Genomic DNA, 20119 nt, shown 5'->3' with positions numbered 1-20119 from the left:
CCGAACATGGAGTCCGAGCCACGCGGAAGGAGCGAACATTGTCCAGCATGTTGCGGGCGATCCGGCGCCGCATCCTCACCCCCGGCCTGTCCAATGCGGACCTCGAGGTTCGTGGATTCCACCGAAAGGACGGCGCGGCGAAGGAACTGCTGGAAACCGTCGGCCGTTCGTTCCTGGCTGGCTACGCGCACGCCGCCGAGGCACCGACCCCGGAGGCGGTCGAGTCCCCGCTCGAGCGGCTTCCGCGCCAGTTCCGCGGTTTCGCCTACGAGGGCGCCGGGATGGGTTTCGCGGTGCGCGACGGGCTGCCGTTCGGCCGTGGCGGGCGCACCGCCCGGTTCCTCGACGGTCCCGGCCGGGTGCACAGCTACATGATCTACGTCGGCGCGGGCTGGGCCCTGGCGCGGGTGCCGCGGTTCCGCTGGCCGAAGCTGGAGCTGGGCGACCCGCTGCTGCGCTGGCTCATGCTCGACGGCTACGGGTTCCACCAGGCCTACTTCCACACTCGGCGGTACGTGCACGACCAGTACGTCGAGCCGGACATGCCGTGGCCGACGAACGGCGCGGACTGGTACCGCAGGCACGTGATCGACCAGGGCATCGGCCGCGCCATGTGGTTCGTCGGCGGCGCCGACCCGAAGGTCGTCGCGGACCTGTTCGACTCGTTCGCACCCGCGCGCCGGCCGGACCTGTACGCCGGCGCCGGGCTCGCCGCCACCTACGCGGGCGGCGGCGACCAGGCCGAGCTGCGGGCCTTCCGGTCCCGCGCCGGGGCCTACCTGCCGAACGTCGCGCAGGGCAGTGCCTTCGCCGCCACCGCACGGGTGGAGGCCGGACTGGTCATCGAGCACACCGCCTTGGCGACCCAGGTGCTCTGTGGGATGACGCCGGAGCAGGCGACCCGGCTGTGCCGCGAGACCCGGCCGGCGCCGCGGGCCGAGGTGCCCGAGCACCCCGGCATCCCCTCCTTCGAGGTGTGGCGCCAGCGCATCGCCTCGGCCTTCACGACGGACACGGAGCTGTCGGCATGACCGCGGTAGACACCAGGACCACGCACAAGGAGCTGCCGGGGCCGCCGCGCAGCGCGACGCTCAGCCTGTTGGTCAGGATGGCCAGGGACCGCCTGTCGGTGATGACGTCGGTCTCCCGGGAGTACGGCGACGCGGTCCGGCTGCGGCTGGGCCCCAAGTCGCTGCACTTCTTCAACCACCCCGACCACGCCAAGCACGTGCTGGCCGACAACAGCCGCAACTACCTCAAGGGCATCGGCCTGACCCACGCCCGCCGCGCACTGGGCGACGGGCTGCTGACCAGCGAGGGCGAGAAGTGGAAGGCGCAGCGCCGGACGATCCAGCCGGTCTTCCAGGCCAAGCGGATCGCCGGCAAGACCGACGTGATCGCGCAGGAGGCCGCCGGCATGGTCGAGCGGCTGCGCCGCCACCAGGACGGCGAGCCGGTCGACATCCGCGACGAGATGACCGGGCTGACCCTCGGCGTGCTCGGGCGTGCGCTGATGGAGGCCGACCTCGGCGCCTTCGAGTCCATCGGCGACTCGTTCGAGGCGGTCCAGGACCAGGCGATCTTCGAGATGATGTCGCTGTCCGCGGTGCCGCACTGGGTGCCGCTGCCCCAGCAGCTGCGCTTCCGCCGCGCGCGGGCGGACCTGGACCGCATCGTGGCGAGGCTCGCCGCCGAGCGGGCCGCGCACCCGACCACCGAGGGCGACGACATCCTGTCCCGGCTGGTCGAGGCGACCCGCGACGAGCCGGACGCCGACGCCGGGCGCCAGCGGATGCGCGACGAGCTGGTGACGTTGCTGCTGGCCGGCCACGAGACCACCGCCAGCACGCTGAGCTGGACGTTCTACCTGCTCGACCGGCACCCGGAGGTGTGGGAGCGGGTGCACGCCGAGGTGGTCGAGGTGCTGGGGGACCGGCCGCCCACCTACGAGGACCTGCACCGGCTCAGGTTCACGACGATGGTGATCCAGGAGGTCATGCGGCTCTACCCGCCGGTGTGGCTGCTGCCGAGGGAGGCCCGCGAGGCGGACGAGATCGGCGGGTACCACGTCGCGGCCGGGTCGGACGTGCTGATCTGCCCGTACACCCTGCACCGGCACCCCGACTTCTGGGCAGAGCCGGACCGGTTCGACCCCGACCGGTTCTCCCCGGGCGGCGCGGCCGGCCGGCCGCGCTACGCCTACATCCCCTTCGGCGCGGGCCCACGGGTGTGCGTCGGCAGCAGCCTCGGCCTGCTCGAGGCGACGATCGTGACCGCGGCCGTGGTGCGTGAGCTGAGGCTGGCCACCGTGCCCGGCTACGAGGCCCGCGCCGAGCCGATGCTGACACTGCGTGTACGCGGCGGCCTGCCGATGACCGTGCGGCCTGCCTGACGATCCCGCGGAGGAACCGACATGCGAGGGAAACTGGTACAGATCGGCCTGCGCGGGTTGTCGACCGTGCAGGTGCGGCAGGTCTCGGCGGTGCCGTACGACGCCGCGGAGGGTGACGTGGCGCGGGTCTACCGGGAGCTGGAGCGGGACTTCGGCGTGCTGGCGCCGCCGGTGATCCTGCACGCGCCGGCACCGGACGTCCTGGCGGCGTGCTGGCTGATGCTGCGTGAGGTGCTGCTGGTGCCCGGATCCGCGCCGAGGGCGTGGAAGGAGGCCGTCTGCACGGCGGTCTCGAAGAGCAACGAGTGCCCGTTCTGCATCACCATGCACGACTCGATGCTGACGAACCTGGTCGGCTACCGGGACGGCGAGATCGCCGACCCGTCGTCGCGAGCGGCGGCGGCGTGGGCCGGTGCCGCCGGCGTGTCCGCGCCGTTCACCGCGGAACAGACCCCGGAGCTGGTGGGGACGGCGGTGATCATGCAGTACCTGAACAGGATGGTGAATATCTTTCTCGGGGAGGTCCCGCTGCCGCCGGGCGCGCCGAGGTCGGCGCTGGCGGTGGTGCGGCGGGTGCTCGTGTGGTTGATCAAGTCGGCGGAGCGTGCCGGACCGCGGCCCGGGACGTCGCTGGATCTGCTGCCGGAAGCCGAGCTGCCCGAGGACCTGTCGTGGGCCGCGACCAACTCGGCGATCGCCGGCGCGTACGCGAGGAGCGCGGCGGTCATCGAGGAGGCCGGGCGCCGGTCGGTCCCGCCGGCGGTGCGGGAGCTGGTGCTGGCCAGCCTGGAGGGTTGGGACGGCCGGCCGCTCGGCCTGAGCCGCGCGTGGGTGGAGGACGCCGTCGGGGAGTTGGAGGTGCCCGACCGCCCCGCCGGCCGCCTGGCCCTGCTCACCGCACTGGCGTCCTACCAGGTGGACCAGACCGCGATCGACGAGTTCCGCTCGACAGCACCGGACGACCGGGCCCTGATCGACCTGACCGCCTGGTCGAGCCTCACCACGGCACGACACCTGGGCAGCCTGCTGCGGATTCCGAGCGAGGCCGGCGCCGCGGGGTGAGGCGTGGTTGGTGGTTCGCGGGGTGTCGGCTCACTGGTGGTGGCTGGGTGCTGGTGCCGCGCCGGGCGAGTCTCGCCCGGCGCGGTTAGGCACCCGCCTGCGCATCCCGAGCAAGGCCGGTGCCACGCGTTGAGGCGTGGCTTGGTGGCGTCGGCGAGCATCGCCCCCTGCTCGGCGCATCCGCGGCTCGGTGCGGGCGTCGTGATGGCCCTGTCCCAGGGCTGAGTATCAGCTGGGGCGGCAGGAATCCAGCTCGCACGTGCACTCGCTCTTGAGTGGGCACTTGCAGCTCTCGTGGCGATCGCCCTCCGGGCATCCTTCGCAGCCGGTGCAGAAGACGGGGTCGGCGGCCATGTCGTTCTCCTCCAAGGGACTCACATCATTGGGGCTGGGCCCGGTAGGCCGGGGTGCAGCCACGACACGAACGGCGTGAGCACGGCGGCCACCAGGAGCAGCGCGCCGGCGACGCGGGAAACCGTGCTGGGCCAGAAGAAACGCTCCGCGAAGATGACCACGGTCAGCAGGGCCATCGCGACCAGGTTCGCCATTCCCACGGCGATGAGGACCACCATGAAACCGGCGCAGCAGCCGATGCAGGTCAACCCGTGCCGCGCCGCGGTACGGGCCACGTCTCCGTAGTCGGCGGCCGGCCTCGTCGACCGGCACAGCTCGCGGCAGCGGGTCTTGGCGGGTACGAACTGGTACACCCCCGCCACCAGGTAGATCCCGGCGGCCAGCCATTTCTGGCCGTCCGGCGGGATCGACAGCACCCGCTCGGCGCCCGCCAGCACCACGTAGGTGACCAGACCGAAGACCATCCACACGGCCAGGTACACCACGAGAAACACCGTGGCACGCGCGGGATGCGCACGGACCGCCGTCGTGGCGGAGGCGACCGCGGCCGGGAACATCATGGCCACGACCATCGGCAGCCACATCAGCAGGAACGCCCCGAGCCCCAGGCCCATGGTGCCCGCCATGCCGTCCATGCCCTCGGCCTGGCGCACCGTGAAGTACCAACCCAGCGCGACGACGACGGCGAGCGCGACCGACGCCACCACTAGCTGGTGCCGTCTCAATCCACTCATGTAGGTGAAATGTTCGACCACCATCGCGTCACCTCGCGACTATGCAGACTATCCCGTGTCACCTCAGGATGCCCAGTGGTCACCCCAACGGGTTAATGCGACGATGACCGGTCGCAGATCGCGACCCTTGCTCGTCAGTACGTATTCGGCGTGCCTGCCCTCGTCCCTGCGGAGTTCGAAGATGCCGGCGGCCACGAAATCGTCCAGCCGTTTGGCCAGGATGTTGGGTGAGATTCCCAGAGTGCGCTGGAAGTCCGTGAAACGGGAGGTCCCGGCGAACAACGCGTGGTGCACGATGAGCAGGCTCCAGCGCTCGCCGACGATCTCGAGTGCCCGTGCCGTAGAGCTGTCCTGACCCGGGTAGAGCCGTCCCAGCATGCAACCGAGCGTACCCCAGGACTTGTGTGATACAAGCTCGCAAACGCGCACAGATCAAAGGCAATTCACCCTCGACTTGCGTGATGCAAGTGCCCGGGCTACTGTGATGGAAGTAACTTCACCACAGCGACGGCCTGACCAGCGACTTCCGCGATGCGGCACCTTCGAAGATGAACCAGCTTCGGGCGTGCACCATTCTTTCCGGGAGTCGTCTGATGTGCGAAAGGTCGGGTCGCCCCATGTCACAGGGGAATTCCAGGCAAGGACGACGAGGAAGGTGCGCATGAGTATCCAAGGAGCGGAGTTGGGCCGGAACAGGGCGAACCTCACCTTGGCCGCGCTGTTTCTTGGCACGTTCGTACTGGGTTGTGCCGAGTTGCTCGTGGTCGGCGTCCTCGACCTGATCGCGGCCGACCTGCGGGTCTCCATTCCCGCGGCGGGCACGCTCGTGACCGCCTACGCGCTGGGGATCGCGATCGGCGGTCCGCTGCTGACCGCGTCGACCATCAGGCTGAACCGGCGGTTCGTGCTCATCGGCTCGGTCGCGGCTTTCATCGTGGCCGTCCTGGTGCCGGTGCTCGTGCCGAGCTTCGGGTTGTTCGTCGCGGCGCGTGCCGTCGCCGGCGCCGTTCAGGGCCTGTTCATCGCGGTCGCGTTCGTGACGGCGATGTCGGTCGTGCCGAAGGAACGGGCCGGCCGGGCCATCTCCATGGTCCTGTCCGGTGTCGCCGTGTCGGCCGCGCTCGGGGTGCCGCTCGGCACGCTGCTCGGCCAGGGGCTCGGCTGGCGCGGCTCGTTCGTCGCGATCGTCGCCTTCGCCGTGCTCGCACTGGTCGCCGCGGTGGCGGTGGTCCCCTCGGTGCCCGGCAGCGGTGACGACGTGGTCGGCCAGGTCAGGTATGCGTTTGCCCCGCGGGTGCTCGCCGTGCTGGGACTGAGCTGCGTGGTCTTCGCGTCGCTGTACTCGGCGCTGACCTACATCGTGCCGTTCCTGCGGGAGGTCACGGGCATCACCGGCGCGACCGTCAGCCTGTTCCTGTTCGCCTACGGCGCGGCCACGGCGGTCGGCTCGTTCGGCGGCGGCCGGTTCGCCGACAAGAACGCCGCTCGCGCGCTGGTCGTCGCGACCGTGGGCACCGCGGTGGCCCTGCTGGTGCTCTACCTCGTCGGCTCGAGCCCGGTCCTCGTGGCGCTGGTGCTGCTCGTCTGGGGCGTGTTCGCCTTCGGCATGACGCCGTCGCTGCAGCTCCGGGTGGTCAGCCTCGCCGGCCCCGGTGGCCAGCTGGCGTCCTCGCTGCCGGCCTCCGCGGTCAACGTGGGCGTCGCCCTCGGTCCGATCGCCGGCGGCCTGGCCATCAGCAGGAGTCCTTCGGCGCCGGTGCTCGTCGGCCTCGGCATCGCCGTGCTCGGCATCGCGGTCGCCCTGGCCACCAGCCGGCTGAGGCCGCCGGTGGTCGAGGAGCAGGCCGAGCGGGACGCCGAGTCCGAGCCGGCCGCCGAAGCCGCCTGACCCGACCACGAGGACGCGCTCACTGGAGATTCTCCGACGCTGAGAGGTGATCATCGTGGGTAACGGAGAGCTGCGAGTCGGGCTCGTCGGCTACGCCTTCATGGGCGTCGCGCACTCGCACGCGTGGCAGATGACGAACCGCGTGTTCGACCTCCCGGTTCGCGTGCGCATGGTCGCGCTCTGCGGCAGGGACGAGACGAACGTCGCGGCCGCCGCGGCCCGCCTCGGCTGGGAGGAGCACGTGACCGACTGGCGGGAGCTGGTGGCCCGCGAGGACATCGACGTCGTGGACGTGTGCACGCCCGGCGACAGCCACGCGGAGATCGTCACGGCCGCGCTCGCCGCCGGCAAGCACGTCGTGTGCGAGAAGCCGCTGGCCAACACCGTGGCGGAGGCCCGTCAGATGGCGGACGCCGCGGCCGAGGCGCGGTCGGCGGGGGTGCGGGCGTTCTGCGGCTACAACTACCGCAGGCTGCCCGCGGTCGGGCAGATGCGCCGGCTGGTCGCCGACGGGCGGCTCGGCACGATCCACCACGTGCGCGCGACCTACCTGCAGGACTTCTTCGCGGACCCGGCGTTTCCGCTGGTGTGGCGGCTACAGCGGGACCGGGCCGGCTCCGGGGCCATCGGCAACCTCGGGTCGCACATCATCGACCTGACCCAGTACGTGACGGGCCAGCTGGTCACCGGCGTGAGCGCGCTGACCGAGACGTTCGTGCGGCGGCGCCCGCTGCCCGACGGCGATGGCGACGGACCGGTCACCGTCGACGACGCCGCGCTGTTCACGGCCAGGCTCGACGGCGGCGCGGTCGCCAGCTACGAGGCGACCTGGTTCGCCACCGGGCACCGCAACACGCTGCGGGTCGAGATCAACGGCTCGCTCGGGTCCGTGGCGTTCGACCTGGACCGCCAGAACGAGCTGGAGTTCTACGAGGCCGCCGGGCCGCGCACCGAGGGCGGTTTCCGGCGGATTCTGGTGACCGAGCCGAACCACCCGCACATGTCCGGCACGTGGCCCCCCGGCTGCGCGGTCGGTTTCGAGCACCCGTTCGTCCACGAGGTGCGTGACTTCGTCGCCGCCGTGGCGGCCGGCGAGGACCCGACGCCGTCGTTCGACGACGCGCTACAGGTCCAGCTCGTTCTGGACGCGGTGGAACGGTCCGCGGACCTCGACTCCGGCTGGGTCAAGGTCTGACGGCGGTCGGCGTGCGCGGTCCGCCGGGCGGCGCGATTATTGTCACTGGAATACCGCCGAACGAGGAGAGGAAATGTCGGACCCGAAAGTCGTCACCCACGAAGAATGGCTCGCCGCCCGGCTGGAACTTCTCGAGAAAGAGAAGGAACTGACCCGGCATCGCGACGCGGTGAACACCGCCCGCCGCGAGCTGCCGATGGTGGAGATCACAAAGGACTACGTGTTCGAGGGCCCGCACGGCGAGGCCAGGCTGCTCGACATGTTCGACGGCCGCGGCCAGCTGTTGATCCACCACGTCATGTTCGGCCCGGACGACGACGCGGCGTGCCCGTCCTGCTCCTTCTTCGAGGACAACGTCGGCCACCTCAGCCATCTCCACGCGCGGGACACCTCGCTGGTGGCCGTCTCGCGGGCGCCGCTGCCGAAGCTGGAGAAGTACAAGGAGCGGATGGGTTGGCACACGCCGTGGTACTCGTCCTACGGCAGCGACTTCAACTACGACTTCCACGTCAGCTTCGACGCGTCGATCCGGCCGGTCGAGTGGAACTACCTGAACTACCAACAGCTCGTGCAGAAGGATCCGAGCTGGGAGAACTGGTGTGGCGAGGAACAGGGCGTCAGCGCGTTCCTGCGCCAGGGTGACCGGGTGTTCCACACGTACTCCTGCTACAGCCGCGGCGACGACCTGCTCAACGGCACGTACAACTGGCTCGACCTGACCGCCCGGGGCCGTCAGGAGGGCTGGGAGAAACCGCCGGGCCGCGGCTCGGGCGGAATCATGGAATGGCTGCGCCGCCACGACGAGTACGACCCCGCCGTCATCGGTGGTGCGGGCAACTCCGGCTGATTCGAGCCCTTTCCCGTGAGCACGACGCCAAGCAGTAGGGATTTCCGGTCATGACGACGAAAACCGACACGTCGACCAGGTTCACCGCCCAGCAGCGCTGGATTCTTCTGCTGCTGCTCGGCGCGCAGTTCATGATGTCGGTCGACTTCTCGATCCTGAACGTGGCTCTTCCCCAGGTCGGTGCCGGGGTGGGGTTGGGCCTGTCCGACCTGCCGTGGATCGTGACGGCCTACGCGTTGCCGACAGCAGGCTTCTCGCTGCTGTTCGGGCGGATCGCGGACCTGTTCGGCCGGCGCAGGCTGTTCCTGGCCGGGATCGCGCTGCTCGCGGTCTCGTCACTGGTCGGTGGCCTCGCCAGCGATCCTGGGTTGCTGCTGGCCGCGCGGGCCGTGCAGGGTTTCTCCACCGCGATCGCCACGCCGGCCGCGCTCTCGCTGCTGACCACGACGTTCGAGGAGGGCCCGCAGCGCGCAAGGGTGCTCGGCTACAACGGCGCGCTGCTGTCGGCGGGGTTCACCGTCGGCGCGCTGGTCGGCGGCTTCCTGGTCGGCGCGCTGAGCTGGCGGTGGGCGTTCCTGATCAACGTGCCGGTGGCGCTGCTCATCCTCGCGGTGACGCCGTTCCTGGTGAAGGAGAGCCGCACCCCGGCCAGGGTCAGGCTGGACCTCCCCGGCGCCGTGACGGTCACCGCCGGCCTGCTCGCCTTCGCCTTCGGCGTCACCAACCGCAGCGTGTACGCGCTGGTCGGCGGGTTGCTGCTGCTCGGCGTCTTCTGGTTGGTCGAGCTCCGGGCGCGCAACCCGCTGGCCTCGGTGCGCATCCTGAGCCGGCCGACGGTCAAGTGGGGCAACATCGCCGGCCTGGTGGTGTTCTCCATGGAGAGCGCGCTGATCTTCCTGATGACGCTGTACCTCCAGAAGGTGCTGCACTTCACGCCGCTCGTCACGGGGCTGGTCCTCGGTGTGCCGGGGCTGGCCTCGATCGCCGCCGGGCTCACCGCGGGCCCGATGATCTCCCGGTACGGCCAACGCGCCGTGCTCACCGGGGGCCTGCTCGTGCAGACGGTGTTCAACGCGCCGCTGATCCTGCTCGGCGCGGACCGTGCCAGCCTCTGGCTGCTGATCCCCATGCTGTTCATAGGCTTCTACGGGCACATCACCGCGATCGTGTCGTTCATGGTGACCGCCACGTCCGGGCTGCCCAACTCCGAGCAGGGCCTGGCCACCGGCCTGGCCACGCTCACCCAGCAGGTGGCCATCACGATCGGCATCCCGATCCTCGGCGCGGTCGTGGCCACACAGACCGGCGTGCTCGCCGGTGTCCACATGGCACTCGTGGTCAACGTGGCGGTCACCTCGGTCGGCGTGGTGCTCATCTGGTCCGGCCTGCGCCCCCGAGCCGTCGAGAAGGACGGCGAGACCGAGCCGGTCTCGGAGCTGTCGTCACGGGTTTGACCTGACGGGGCGACAGTCCGCGACGGACAGCACGTTGGGAAGCGAATCCGTCTCAACCATCGGAGATAATTACTGATAGTACTGATTTGACGGATATTGCCGTCATTCCGCCAGAAAGAGGTTTGGAATGACCATCGAAAGAGGCACCGAAAGAGGCGGCACTGTCACGACCGTCCCGACCGACGAGGAGTTGGCGCGGTCGATGGCAGGCGAGTTCCGCAGCGGTTACGTCACCGCGGCCGGCTGCCGTCTGCACCATGTCGCCGGCGGGGAGGGCGACCCGCTGGTGCTCCTGCCCGGCTGGCCGCAGACCTGGTGGGAGTACCACGAGGTGATGCCCGAGCTGGCGTCCGCCGGCCGCCGGGTCATCGCGGTGGACCTTCCCGGCATGGGCGGTTCCGACAAACCCGAGTCCGGCTACGACAAGAAGTCGATGGCCGGGGTGATCCGCGAGTTCGTTCGGGTGCTCGGCTACGACGAGGTCGACATCGCCGGCCACGACATCGGGTCGCAGGTCGCCTTCAGCTTCGCGGCCAACCATCCCGAGGCCACCCGCAAGGTCGCGCTGCTCGACGTGCTCCACCCCGACCCGTCGCTGCGGGAGATCCCCATTCTTCCGCAACGGGATTCCTCCTTCTTCCCGTGGTGGTTCGCGTTCAACCACGTCGACGGCCTGCCGGAACGGCTACTGGCCGGGCGGGTGCGTTACCTCCTGGACTGGGTCTTCGACAACTTCACGGAGAACCCCGCCGCGGTGACCGAGCTGGACCGTGCGGTCTTCGCCGACGCCTACGAACGCGAGGGCGCGATCAGTGGCTCCAACGCCTGGTACGCGACCTGGGACCAGGACATCGCCGATCTCGGCACCTACGACAAGGTCACCGCGCCGATGCTCGGCCTGGTGTCCAACATGGCCGACGGCCTGTTCGCCGCCCAGATGCGGGCGACGCTGCCCGAGCAGGGCACCGACGTGGAGGTCGTCGTGATACCGGACGTGGGTCACTACTTCGTCGAGGAGGCGCCCCGGACCGTGGTCGACGAGCTCAACCGGTTCTTCGGCTGACCCTCGACCGAGCGGCTCGGCGCTGGCGCGGTTGTCCGACATCGACACTCCCCTGTGGACGCATTCTCTGCGATGTCGAGTATGGAGGAGGCCGGCCGGGGACGACATCTTCGAGATTGCCCGGCCGGCGACTTCTCCCAGAATGCCGTAGTGCCGGCGGATCTTCGACAGACCTTGTCGGGAGATCTCGGGGAAAGGAAGCTCAGAGCATCCCACTGAGAGGCGGTGCGCTGTGCGACCCTTCCGCATCGAGACACCACAGTCCGAACTGGACGACCTGAACAGCAGGCTGGCGCGTACGCGGTGGCCGGACGAGATACCCGGCATGGGCTGGGCGCGGGGTGTGCCCGCCGCCTACCTCAAGGAGCTGGCGGAGTACTGGCGTACCGAGTTCGACTGGCGGGCCATGGAGTCCCGCCTGAACGAGCTGCCGCAGTTCGTCACCGAGATCGACGGCGCGAACGTCCATTTCGTACACGTCACGTCGCCGGAGCCGGGCGCCAGGCCGCTGCTGATCACGCCGGGGTGGCCGAGCTCCTTCGTCGAGTACCTCGACGTCATCGGCCCGCTGACCGACCCGCGCGCGCACGGCGGTGACCCGGCGGACGCGTTCCACGTCGTCATCCCGGCCATCCCCGGCTACGGCTTCTCCGGCCCCACCAGCGAGACGGGCTGGGACCACTACCGGGTCGCCAGGGCGTGGCGCGAGCTGATGGCCCGGCTCGGCTACGAGCGGTACGTGGCACAGGGCGGCGACTGGGGCATGATGGTGGCGCTGGAGCTGGGCATGGCCGATCCCGAACACGTGGCGGGCGTGCACCTGAACACGCTGGCGACGTTCCCGCCGCAGGACCCCGCCGAGCTGGCGGAGCTCGACGAGGCGGAGATGGCGCGGATCGGCAGGCTCGTGCACTTCGACCGGGAGCTGTCGGCGTACCTCAAGCTGCTGGCCACCCGCCCGCAGACGGTGGCCTACGGCCTCACCGACTCGCCGGTCGGGCAGCTCGCGTGGATCATGGAGAAGTACCGGGAGTGGACCGACTCCCGGTCCGTGCCGGAGGACGCCGTCAACCGCGACCTGATGCTCGCGAACGTCACCGTCTACTGGCTGACCGCCACGGCGGCTTCGTCGGCCCAGCTCTACTACGAGTCACTCGACCGCGACAGCGACAACCTCGTTGGCAGCTGGGGTGGTCCGTGGGAGCTGACCATGCCGGTGGGTATCGCGGTCTTCGCGCACGACGTCGTCCTTCCGCTGCGCCGTTTCGCCGACCGGGTGGTGCCGACGATCACGCACTGGTCGGAGTTCGACCGCGGCGGGCATTACCCCGCGCTCGAGGAACCGGACCTGTATGTCACCGATGTCCGCGACTTCGCCCGGTCGCTGAAACAGGACTGAGTTCTCCCGCCACGAATCCGGTCGCGAAGCTCAGCAATTCGGGAGACGTGCGTTTCCGCACGCCGTGCCAGAGTGGTTTTTGACTGTCAATCGTCCTGCCATCGTATTCGAGGAGAACAGATGACGATCATCGAGGCGTCGCCTGCGCCTGAGCTTGTCCGGCGGGCGACGGATCTGGTCGACCTGATCCGCAAGCACGCCCCGTGGCAAGAGGAGAACCGGGTCCTGCACGATGAGGTCCTCCAGGGGATCGTCGACGCGGGACTGCTGAAGCTGCGGGTCCCGGCACGCTACGGCGGCAACGTGGCGGACACCAGGACGGTCGTCGACGCGATCGCCGAGCTGGGCCGCGGCGACGGCTCGGCCGGCTGGACCATCGGCACCCTGACGCTCGGCTCGTGGCTGGCCGGCCTGTTCCCGGACGAGGTGCAGGACGAGATCTTCGCCGACCCGGACGTCCGGATCTGCGGCAGCGTCAGCCCGGGCGGCATCGCCGCGCCGGCCGACGGCGGCGTGATCCTCAACGGCGAGTGGCACTTCAACACCGGTGCCCCGCACGCCACCTGGGACGTCCACTCCGCCCTGCTGCCCACAGAGGACGGTGGGTTCGTGCCGGCCGCGATCGCCGTGCCCATGTCGGACCTGACGATCGTCGACGACTGGCACACGGTCGGCCTGCGCGCCACCGGAAGCGTGACGACCGTCGCCAAGGACGTCTTCGTGCCACAGGCTCGCGTGCTGCCGATGCTGCCCGTCCTGATGGAGGGCAGGCACCTGTCGAAGGAGAACGCGGACGCCCAGGCATGGCAGGCCCCGTTCATGCCGCTGGCCGCCGTGGTCGGCGCCGCGCCGGGGCTGGGCATGGCCCGTGCCGTGCAGGAGCTGTTCATGGCGCGGCTGCCGAACCGGAAGATCACCTACACGAACTACGAGAAGCAGAACGAGGCGCCGCTGACCCACCTGCAGGTGGCCGAGGCCGCGGTGAAGATCGACGAGGCCGAGTTCCACCTGCACCGCGCGGCCGGCCGCATCGACGGCAAGACCGGGACCGGCGAGCAGTGGTCGATCGAGGAGCGGGCCGCCGCGCGCATGGACGCCGGCGTGGTCTGCCGGCTGGCCAAGGAGGCCGTGGACGTGCTCAACACCGCGAGCGGCGGCTCGTCCATCTACTCCGGCGTGCCGATCCAGCGGATCGAGCGGGACATCCAGTCCCTCAACCTGAACGGGATCATGCACCCCAACACGAACGCCGAGACCTACGGGCGCGTGCTGTGCGGCCTGGAGCCCAACACGACCTTCATCTAGACCTGCCACGATTTTCGAGGAGCACAGATGACGAAGACACCGACGCGGAGCGAGCTCGTCGGTCGGGCGACGGATCTGGTCGACCTGATCCGCAAGCACGCCGCGTGGCAAGAGGAGAACCGGGTACTGCACGAGGAGGTCGTGCGTGGACTGCTCGACGCCGGCCTGCTGAAGCTGCGGGTGCCCACCCGCTACGGCGGTTTCGAGTCCACCACGACCACCGTGGTCGACGTGATCGCCGAGCTGGCCAGGGGAGACGGCTCCGTCGGGTGGAGCATGAACACATGGTCCATCGGCTTCTGGCTGGCCGGCCTGTTCCCCGACGAGACGCAGGACGAGATCTTCGCCGACCCCGAGGTGCGGATCGGCAACAGCGTCAGTCCGAACGGGATGGCCGTGCCGGCCGAGGGCGGCGTGATCCTGAACGGCAAGTGGCCGTTCAGCACCGGCATCCTGCAGAGCCAGTGGTTCGTCCACTCCGCGGTGCAGGCCATCGACGAGAACACCATCGTCCCGGTCGTGATCGCCGTGCCCGCCGAGGACCTGACGATCGTCGACGACTGGCACACGGTCGGCCTGCGCGGCACCGGAAGCGTCACGACGATCGCCGACAACCTGTTCGTGCCGGACGCACACGTCGTGCAGCTGCTGCCCGTGCTCATGGAGAACAGGATCCCCTCGAAGCTGAACGCCGACTCGGTGGTGTGGCGGGCCCCGTTCTCGCCGTCCGCGGCCGCGCTGGCCGGCGCGGTGCCGCTCGGCATGGCCCGTGCCGCGCGGGAGGCGTTCCTCGAGCGGCTGCCCAACCGGAAGATCACCTACACCAACTACGAGAAGCAGAACGAGGCGCCGCTGACGCACCTGCAGGTGGCCGACGCCACCGTGCGGATCGACCAGTCGGCGTTCCACGTCCGCCGTGCCGCCGAGCGGGTCGACAACAAGGCCGCCGCCGGCGCGCCGTGGACGATGGCGGAACGGGCGGTGGCGCGCATGGACATGGGTGCGGCGACCGCGCGGGCCAAGGAGGCCGTCGACATCCTCAACAACGCGAGCGGCGGCTCCTCCATCTACACCGAGGTGCCGATGCAGCGCATCGAGCGGGACGCCCAGACGGTCAGCCTGCACGGTCTCCTGCACCCGGACACCAACCTCGAGCTCTACGGGCGCGTGCTGTGCGGCCTGGAGCCCAACACCCATCTCATCTAGGAGGAGCGCCTGATGAGCAACAGGGCCGCACCCTCACGCGACGAGCTAGTCGGCCGCGCGACGGAACTGGCGCCGCTGCTGGCGAAGAACGCGATCTGGCAGGAGGAGAACCGCGTCCTGCACGACGACACCATCGACGCGCTCACCGAGGCGGGGCTGCTGAGGCTGACCCTGCCGGCCCGGTACGGCGGCTACGAGTGCGACACGCGGACGCTGGTCGACGTGCTGTCCGAGATCGCGATCGGCGACGGCGCGGCCAGCTGGGTCGCCACGGTCTGGAACATCAGCACCTGGCTGACCGGACTGTTCCCGGACGAGGTCCAGGACGAGGTCATCGCGCGGGGCGACGTCCGGATCTGCGGCACGTTCGCCCCCCACGCGGTCGGCGTGCCGACCGAGGGCGGCATCGTGTTGAACGGCAAGTGGAGCTTCAACACCGGTGCCAGGCAGAGCGCGTGGGACGCGCACGCCGCGGTCCGCGTCGTCGAGGGCCAGGACCCGGAGCCGATCCTGGTCCTGGTGCCGACGGAGGACCTGGAGGTCATCGACGACTGGTACGCGTCCGGACTGCGCGGCACCGGCAGCGTGACGACCGTCGCGAACGACGTGTTCGTGCCCGACGAGCGGATCCTGCCGATGGTCCCGGTCATGCAGGCCGGCAAGCACAACTCGGTGACCAACGCGAAATCGAGGCTGTGGAACGTCCCGTTCCTGCCCTGGGCCTGCGCGGTCACCAGCGCGACGGCCTACGGCCTGTCCAGGGCCGCGCGGGCGGCGTTCCTGGAGCGCCTGCCCACCCGCGCGATCACCTACACCGACTACGAGCACCAGTCCCACGCCCCGATCACGCACGTCCAGTTCGCGGACGCCGAGGCACGGATCGACGAGTCGGGCTTCCACGTGCACCGGGTGGCGGACCGGGTCGACGCCAAGACCGGCGAGCCGTGGTCGCTCCAGGACCGGGTGTCCGCCCGCCTCGACCTCGGCGTGGGGGTGCAGCGGGCCAAGGAGGCCGTCGACATCCTGAACAACGCGAGCGGCGCGTCGTCGGTGCTGAACACGGTGCCGATCCAGCGCATCGCGCGGGACAGCCAGACCTCCAGCCTGCACGCGTTCGCCCACCCGGACACGAACCTGGAGCTGTACGGCCGGGTCCTGTGCGGCCTGGAGCCGAACACGCAGTTCCTGTGAGTGGCGCGTAGTACGACCGCCCACCCCCGTCGAGGGAGTGGGCGGTCGTTTCGCTGACCGTCAGGCGGCGCGCAGGGTGGGTGACGACGGCGCGGCGAGGCCGGTCGGGCCGAAGAAGAACCGGGTGCAGTCGATGACGAACTGGGGGTCCTCCTCGTGCGGCCAGTGGCCGACGGCCGGCGCGACGACCCCACGCACGTCCTCGGCGACGTTCCTGAACGACTCGGCGACAGCCGGCCCCAGCATGAACTCCCCGCCGATGGCCAGCACCGGTTGGGTCAGCCGCTTCGACTCCGCGTTCGCCACGATGTCCTCGGCGTTCTCCGCCCACGCACGGTAGATGTTGTACCCGGCACTGCGGCGCGCGGGATCCATGTACGCGTTCACGTAGTGCTGGATGTCGATCTCTTCCGGACGGTGTGCGAACCGGAACACGTTCCCCAGGTACACCGCGACGTTGTTGTCGTCGATGATCTGCTCGGGGACCGGGTACGGCGCCATGTTGAGCAGGAAGTGGAAGTCCTTGTCGTACAACCCTTCCAGGCCGAACCCGTTCAGCAGCGCGTCGATCACGGCCAGCCGCGCCACCTCCTGGGGGTAGTCCCTGGCCCAGACGTAGCCGACCACCGCGCCCTGGTCGTGGGTCAGCAGCTGGACCTGGTCGAAGCCGAGCCGGTTCACCGCCTGGTGCATCCGCGCGGCCGTGGTCTTCGTGTCGTACCCGTCCGCCGGGATCGACGAGTCGCCGAGGCCGGGCAGGTCGAAGGCGATCACCGTGTGGTTCCTGGCCAGCGCCGGCATGATCTTGCGGAACTCCCACCAGGTCTCGGGCCAGCCGTGCAGCATCACCAGTGCCGGGCCCGCGCCGCCCATGACGTAGTGCAGGTACCCGCCGTCGACGGGGACCGTCCCGTGCCGGAACGACGAGTTGAACACCGCGGTGCCTTCCAACGGTTCTGTCATCGCGAATTCTCCTCCTCGATGGGATGAGATGAGTGGTATTGTGCGTTACCCTGCCACGGGCCGGTTTTCCATACATGTTCCGAAATGCGCGCCACCCGCACTATCGGAGAAGCGCCGCCCCCACCCGCCTGCGATTCTGAATCAATGGACTACCTGGACATCCAAGACCTGGTGAACACGGATCCGGTGGTGCAGGCGCTGCTGGCGGCACCGCTGCCACTGCAGCTCGGCTACGTCGGCCTCGACGGCCACCCGCGCACGGTGCCCGTCTCCTACATCTGGAACGGCAAGGCGTTCGTCTTCGCCACGCCGCCCTTCGCGTACAAGGTGAAGGCGATCGAGGCGCACCCCCAGGTGTCGTTCACGGTCAACGTCGCCGACGACGGCATCCGGGCGAAGGTCGCCGCGCGGCTCGGCCCGACGGTCGCCAGCTACACGCCGCTGATCATGCTGGGCCGCGGCACGGCGACCATCGAGGTCCGGCCGGGGGTGCCCCAGGAACACGTCGAGGCGTCCCGCCGGCTGGTCGGCAACGAGGCGGAGCTGAAGGAGTGGGAGCGCGTCAAGCGTGCCGCCACGGACGAGATGGCCGTGGTCACCATCGAACCGACGCATCTCACCGTGTGCGACTTCATCACGCGCTTCCCGCCCCCGGCGGAGCACGAGAAGGCCGCGCACTCCGAGAGCTGACGGGACGTTCCGATGGGCAAACTCGACGGGAAGGTCGCCGTCGTCACCGGCGGCAGCAGCGGAATCGGCCTGGCGACGGCGAAAGCACTCGTCGACGAGGGCGCGCACGTGTTCGTCGCCGGCCGGCGCGAGGTCGAGCTGGACAAGGCGGCCGCGGAGATCGGCCGTGCCGTGACCACGGTCCGGGCCGACGTCGCGGACCTCGACGACCTCGACCGGTTGTGGGCGACGGTCCGCGAGGAGAAGGGGGCGGTCGACGTCATCGTGCCCAACGCGGCCTTCGTCGGGCTCTCCACGTCCGCGGCGGCCACGCCGGAGCACTTCGACCGGACCTTCGACACCAACGTGCGCGGCACGTTCTTCACTGTCCAAAAAGGTCTTTCCCTGCTCCGCGACGGCGGCGCGATCGTGGTGATCGGCTCGACCGCCGCGGCACTGGGCAACCCGGTCCTGGTCGCGTACGCGGCCACCAAGGCCGCGCTGCGCTCGTTCACCAGGAGCTGGGCCGCGGAGCTGGTGCCGCGCGGGATCAGGGTGAACTCGGTGAGCCCCGGCTCGATCGACACCCCGATGGTCGAGATCGCGGTCGGCGACCGCGACACCGCGGCCGAGATCCAGCGGGAGCAGGCGAGCCGCATCCCACTCGGCCGGCTCGGCCGCGCCGAGGAGGTCGCGGCGGCCGTGCTGTTCCTGGCCAGCGACGACAGCGGCTTCATCACCGGCCACAACCTGGTCGCCGACGGTGGTGAGACCGCCATCTAGAGGATTGGTCACCGATGAGCACCGCCGAGTCACCGCTGCCAGAGCCGCAGCCCGAGCAACCGTCGATGCGGTTGGTGCGCGAGCCCAGCCCGGGACTGCGCGAGCGGATCACCGCGGGGAACCCCGACGCGGTCGCCCGGCAGCACGCGCTCGGCAAGCGGACCGCGCGGGAGCGCCTGGCGCTCCTGCTGGACGACGAGTCGTTCACCGAGGTCGAGATCTACCGGCGCCACCAGGCGCGCGGCATGAAGATGAGCGAGCACGCCCCGCACACCGACGGCGTGGTGACCGGCTCCGGCACGATCGAGGGCCGGCGCGTGTTCGTCTACGCCCAGGACTTCACCATCTTCGGCGGCTCCCTCGGCGCCGCGCACGCCGCGAAGATCCACAAGGTGATGGACCTCGCGCTGGCCGCCGGCGCGCCGCTCATCGGGCTCAACGACAGCGGCGGCGCCCGCATCCAGGAGGGGGTCACCGCACTCCACGGCTACGGCGGCATCTTCGCCAGGCATGTCGCGGCCTCCGGGGTGATCCCGCAGATCGCGGTGGTGCTCGGGCCGTGTGCCGGGGGAGCGGCGTACTCGCCCGCCCTGGCGGACTTCACGTTCATGGTGCGCGGCGTCTCCCAGATGTACCTGACCGGCCCCGACGTCGTGGCGACGGTGACGGGGGAGCGGGTCACCCACGACGAGCTCGGCGGCGCGGACGTGCACGGCAGGCGGTCGGGCGTGGCGAGCTTCGTGCACGACGACGAGGAGAGCTGCCTGGCGGACGTCCGGTACCTCGTGTCGCTGCTGCCGTCCAACAACCTGGAGCCCGCGCCGGCCGCGCCGGAGTGCGGCGCCACCGAGGACGAGCGGCCCGCGCTGGCCACGGTCGTGCCGGAGTCGCCGAACCAGCCCTACGACATGCGCTCGGTGATCGCCGAGCTGGTGGACGACGGGGACTTCCTCGAGGTGCACGAGGGCTGGGCCGGCAACGTCATCTGCGCGCTGGGCCGGATCGACGGCGAGGTGGTCGGCCTGGTGGGCAACCAGCCGATGGTGCTGGCGGGTGTGCTGGACATCGAGGCGTCCCAGAAGGCGGCGCGGTTCGTGCGGTTCTGCGACTCCTTCAGCATCCCGCTGGTGACGCTGGTGGACGTGCCGGGTTTCCTGCCGGGCACGAGCCAGGAGTACGCCGGCGTCATCCGGCACGGCGCGAAGCTGCTGTACGCGTACTGCGAGGCCACGGTGCCGCGGATCCAGGTGATCGTGCGCAAGGCCTACGGCGGTGCCTACATCGTGATGGACTCGCGGTCGGTGGGGACGGACCTCTCGCTCGCCTGGCCCACCAACGAGATCGCGGTGATGGGGGCCGAGGGCGCGGTGAACGTGTTGTTCCGCAAGGAGCTGGCCGCGTCGTCGAGCCCGGACGAGCTGCGCGCGGAGCTGGTGGGGGAGTACACCGAACAGCTGATGCATCCCCACTACGCCGCGGAACGCGGTCTGGTCGACGACGTGATCGAGCCGGCGGACACCCGGATCGCCGTCGCCAGGGGGCTGCGGATGCTGCGGACCAAGCGCAAGCGCGCCGAGCAACGCAAACACGGCAACGTCCCGCTCTGAGCCCGCC

18 protein-coding genes are annotated in these 20119 nt (G+C 69.9%); 15 read left to right on the top strand and 3 right to left on the bottom strand.

Annotation, left to right across the window (positions count from 1 at the left end; translation table 11 throughout):
* Positions 1 to 47 precede the first annotated feature (47 nt).
* Genes VET29_RS43950 through VET29_RS43940 form a run of 3 tightly spaced genes read left to right on the top strand, consistent with a single transcriptional unit; the run spans position 48 to position 3454 of the window.
* Positions 48 to 1031: a DUF1702 family protein gene (locus tag VET29_RS43950; protein ID WP_324933622.1), complete on the top strand. Its 984-nt coding sequence runs from the start codon at positions 48 to 50 to the stop codon at positions 1029 to 1031.
* The gene (locus VET29_RS43945) at positions 1028 to 2392 is read left to right on the top strand and encodes a cytochrome P450 (RefSeq protein WP_324933566.1); all 1365 of its coding nucleotides are present in this window, start codon (positions 1028 to 1030) and stop codon (positions 2390 to 2392) included. Before VET29_RS43950 ends, VET29_RS43945 begins: the two co-directional genes overlap by 4 nt.
* A gap of 21 nt (positions 2393 to 2413) precedes the next feature.
* Complete coding sequence (locus tag VET29_RS43940; protein WP_324933563.1) at positions 2414 to 3454, top strand: carboxymuconolactone decarboxylase family protein; 1041 nt, start codon at positions 2414 to 2416, stop codon at positions 3452 to 3454.
* Between the two features lie 374 nt (positions 3455 to 3828).
* Here the strand turns inward: VET29_RS43940 and VET29_RS43935 are convergent, their stop codons facing one another.
* Together VET29_RS43935 and VET29_RS43930 are read right to left on the bottom strand one after the other, a co-directional pair.
* The gene (locus VET29_RS43935; protein WP_324933560.1) at positions 3829 to 4566 is read right to left on the bottom strand and encodes a DUF2182 domain-containing protein; all 738 of its coding nucleotides are present in this window, start codon (positions 4564 to 4566) and stop codon (positions 3829 to 3831) included.
* Positions 4567 to 4605: 39 nt separating this feature from the next.
* Complete coding sequence (locus tag VET29_RS43930; protein WP_324933557.1) at positions 4606 to 4920, bottom strand: helix-turn-helix domain-containing protein; 315 nt, start codon at positions 4918 to 4920, stop codon at positions 4606 to 4608.
* Positions 4921 to 5203: 283 nt separating this feature from the next.
* On the opposite strand from VET29_RS43930, the gene VET29_RS43925 reads away from it, so the two are divergent.
* From VET29_RS43925 to VET29_RS43885, 9 genes are all read left to right on the top strand, one after another.
* Positions 5204 to 6430: an MFS transporter gene (locus VET29_RS43925; RefSeq protein WP_324933555.1), complete on the top strand. Its 1227-nt coding sequence runs from the start codon at positions 5204 to 5206 to the stop codon at positions 6428 to 6430.
* Between the two features lie 55 nt (positions 6431 to 6485).
* Positions 6486 to 7625: a Gfo/Idh/MocA family oxidoreductase gene (locus VET29_RS43920; RefSeq protein WP_324933552.1), complete on the top strand. Its 1140-nt coding sequence runs from the start codon at positions 6486 to 6488 to the stop codon at positions 7623 to 7625.
* A 73-nt stretch (positions 7626 to 7698) separates the two neighbouring features.
* Positions 7699 to 8472, top strand: a complete 774-nt coding sequence (locus tag VET29_RS43915) for a DUF899 domain-containing protein (RefSeq protein WP_324933549.1) — start codon at positions 7699 to 7701, stop codon at positions 8470 to 8472.
* Positions 8473 to 8522: 50 nt separating this feature from the next.
* Positions 8523 to 9926 (top strand): MFS transporter, encoded by a 1404-nt coding sequence (locus VET29_RS43910; RefSeq protein WP_324933546.1) that lies wholly within the window; start codon positions 8523 to 8525, stop codon positions 9924 to 9926.
* A 127-nt stretch (positions 9927 to 10053) separates the two neighbouring features.
* Positions 10054 to 10989 (top strand): alpha/beta hydrolase, encoded by a 936-nt coding sequence (locus VET29_RS43905; RefSeq protein WP_324933543.1) that lies wholly within the window; start codon positions 10054 to 10056, stop codon positions 10987 to 10989.
* A 232-nt stretch (positions 10990 to 11221) separates the two neighbouring features.
* The gene (locus VET29_RS43900; protein WP_324933540.1) at positions 11222 to 12388 is read left to right on the top strand and encodes an epoxide hydrolase; all 1167 of its coding nucleotides are present in this window, start codon (positions 11222 to 11224) and stop codon (positions 12386 to 12388) included.
* Between the two features lie 120 nt (positions 12389 to 12508).
* Positions 12509 to 13693: an acyl-CoA dehydrogenase family protein gene (locus VET29_RS43895; protein ID WP_324933537.1), complete on the top strand. Its 1185-nt coding sequence runs from the start codon at positions 12509 to 12511 to the stop codon at positions 13691 to 13693.
* A 27-nt stretch (positions 13694 to 13720) separates the two neighbouring features.
* Entirely contained in the window at positions 13721 to 14899 is a 1179-nt protein-coding gene (locus VET29_RS43890; RefSeq protein WP_324933534.1) for an acyl-CoA dehydrogenase family protein, read from the top strand.
* A gap of 12 nt (positions 14900 to 14911) precedes the next feature.
* Positions 14912 to 16090 carry an acyl-CoA dehydrogenase family protein gene (locus tag VET29_RS43885; protein ID WP_324933531.1) on the top strand — a complete coding sequence of 393 codons (1179 nt, stop codon included), beginning with the start codon at positions 14912 to 14914 and terminating at the stop codon, positions 16088 to 16090.
* 60 nt (positions 16091 to 16150) lie between these two features.
* Here the strand turns inward: VET29_RS43885 and VET29_RS43880 are convergent, their stop codons facing one another.
* A complete protein-coding gene (locus tag VET29_RS43880) occupies positions 16151 to 17053 on the bottom strand; it encodes an alpha/beta fold hydrolase (protein ID WP_324933528.1) in 903 nt (300 codons plus the stop codon).
* Positions 17054 to 17197: 144 nt separating this feature from the next.
* Here VET29_RS43880 and VET29_RS43875 point away from each other — a divergent pair, with 144 nt between their 5' ends.
* From VET29_RS43875 to VET29_RS43865, 3 genes are all read left to right on the top strand, one after another.
* On the top strand, positions 17198 to 17743 hold the full coding sequence (locus VET29_RS43875) for a pyridoxamine 5'-phosphate oxidase family protein (protein WP_324933525.1): 546 nt from the start codon (positions 17198 to 17200) through the stop codon (positions 17741 to 17743).
* A 12-nt stretch (positions 17744 to 17755) separates the two neighbouring features.
* Positions 17756 to 18505 (top strand): glucose 1-dehydrogenase, encoded by a 750-nt coding sequence (locus tag VET29_RS43870; RefSeq protein WP_324933523.1) that lies wholly within the window; start codon positions 17756 to 17758, stop codon positions 18503 to 18505.
* A 65-nt stretch (positions 18506 to 18570) separates the two neighbouring features.
* A complete protein-coding gene (locus VET29_RS43865) occupies positions 18571 to 20112 on the top strand; it encodes an acyl-CoA carboxylase subunit beta (protein WP_324933619.1) in 1542 nt (513 codons plus the stop codon).
* The last annotated feature ends 7 nt before the right edge of the window (positions 20113 to 20119 follow it).

The sequence above is a fragment of the Actinophytocola sp. genome (assembly GCF_035634895.1).
In the GTDB taxonomy this organism is placed as follows: Bacteria; Actinomycetota; Actinomycetes; order Mycobacteriales; family Pseudonocardiaceae; genus Actinophytocola.
Note: the sequence above shows the minus strand (reverse complement) of the source record. Positions and strands in the feature narration are given on the sequence as shown.

Coding starts and splice junctions, on each gene's coding strand:
- VET29_RS43950 (WP_324933622.1), top strand. CDS start 48: ATGTTGCGGGCGATCCGGCGCCGCATCCTCACCCCCGGCCTGTCCAAT.
- VET29_RS43945 (WP_324933566.1), top strand. CDS start 1,028: ATGACCGCGGTAGACACCAGGACCACGCACAAGGAGCTGCCGGGGCCG.
- VET29_RS43940 (WP_324933563.1), top strand. CDS start 2,414: ATGCGAGGGAAACTGGTACAGATCGGCCTGCGCGGGTTGTCGACCGTG.
- VET29_RS43935 (WP_324933560.1), bottom strand. CDS start 4,566: ATGGTGGTCGAACATTTCACCTACATGAGTGGATTGAGACGGCACCAG.
- VET29_RS43930 (WP_324933557.1), bottom strand. CDS start 4,920: ATGCTGGGACGGCTCTACCCGGGTCAGGACAGCTCTACGGCACGGGCA.
- VET29_RS43925 (WP_324933555.1), top strand. CDS start 5,204: ATGAGTATCCAAGGAGCGGAGTTGGGCCGGAACAGGGCGAACCTCACC.
- VET29_RS43915 (WP_324933549.1), top strand. CDS start 7,699: ATGTCGGACCCGAAAGTCGTCACCCACGAAGAATGGCTCGCCGCCCGG.
- VET29_RS43910 (WP_324933546.1), top strand. CDS start 8,523: ATGACGACGAAAACCGACACGTCGACCAGGTTCACCGCCCAGCAGCGC.
- VET29_RS43905 (WP_324933543.1), top strand. CDS start 10,054: ATGACCATCGAAAGAGGCACCGAAAGAGGCGGCACTGTCACGACCGTC.
- VET29_RS43895 (WP_324933537.1), top strand. CDS start 12,509: ATGACGATCATCGAGGCGTCGCCTGCGCCTGAGCTTGTCCGGCGGGCG.
- VET29_RS43890 (WP_324933534.1), top strand. CDS start 13,721: ATGACGAAGACACCGACGCGGAGCGAGCTCGTCGGTCGGGCGACGGAT.
- VET29_RS43885 (WP_324933531.1), top strand. CDS start 14,912: ATGAGCAACAGGGCCGCACCCTCACGCGACGAGCTAGTCGGCCGCGCG.
- VET29_RS43880 (WP_324933528.1), bottom strand. CDS start 17,053: ATGACAGAACCGTTGGAAGGCACCGCGGTGTTCAACTCGTCGTTCCGG.
- VET29_RS43875 (WP_324933525.1), top strand. CDS start 17,198: ATGGACTACCTGGACATCCAAGACCTGGTGAACACGGATCCGGTGGTG.
- VET29_RS43870 (WP_324933523.1), top strand. CDS start 17,756: ATGGGCAAACTCGACGGGAAGGTCGCCGTCGTCACCGGCGGCAGCAGC.
- VET29_RS43865 (WP_324933619.1), top strand. CDS start 18,571: ATGCGGTTGGTGCGCGAGCCCAGCCCGGGACTGCGCGAGCGGATCACC.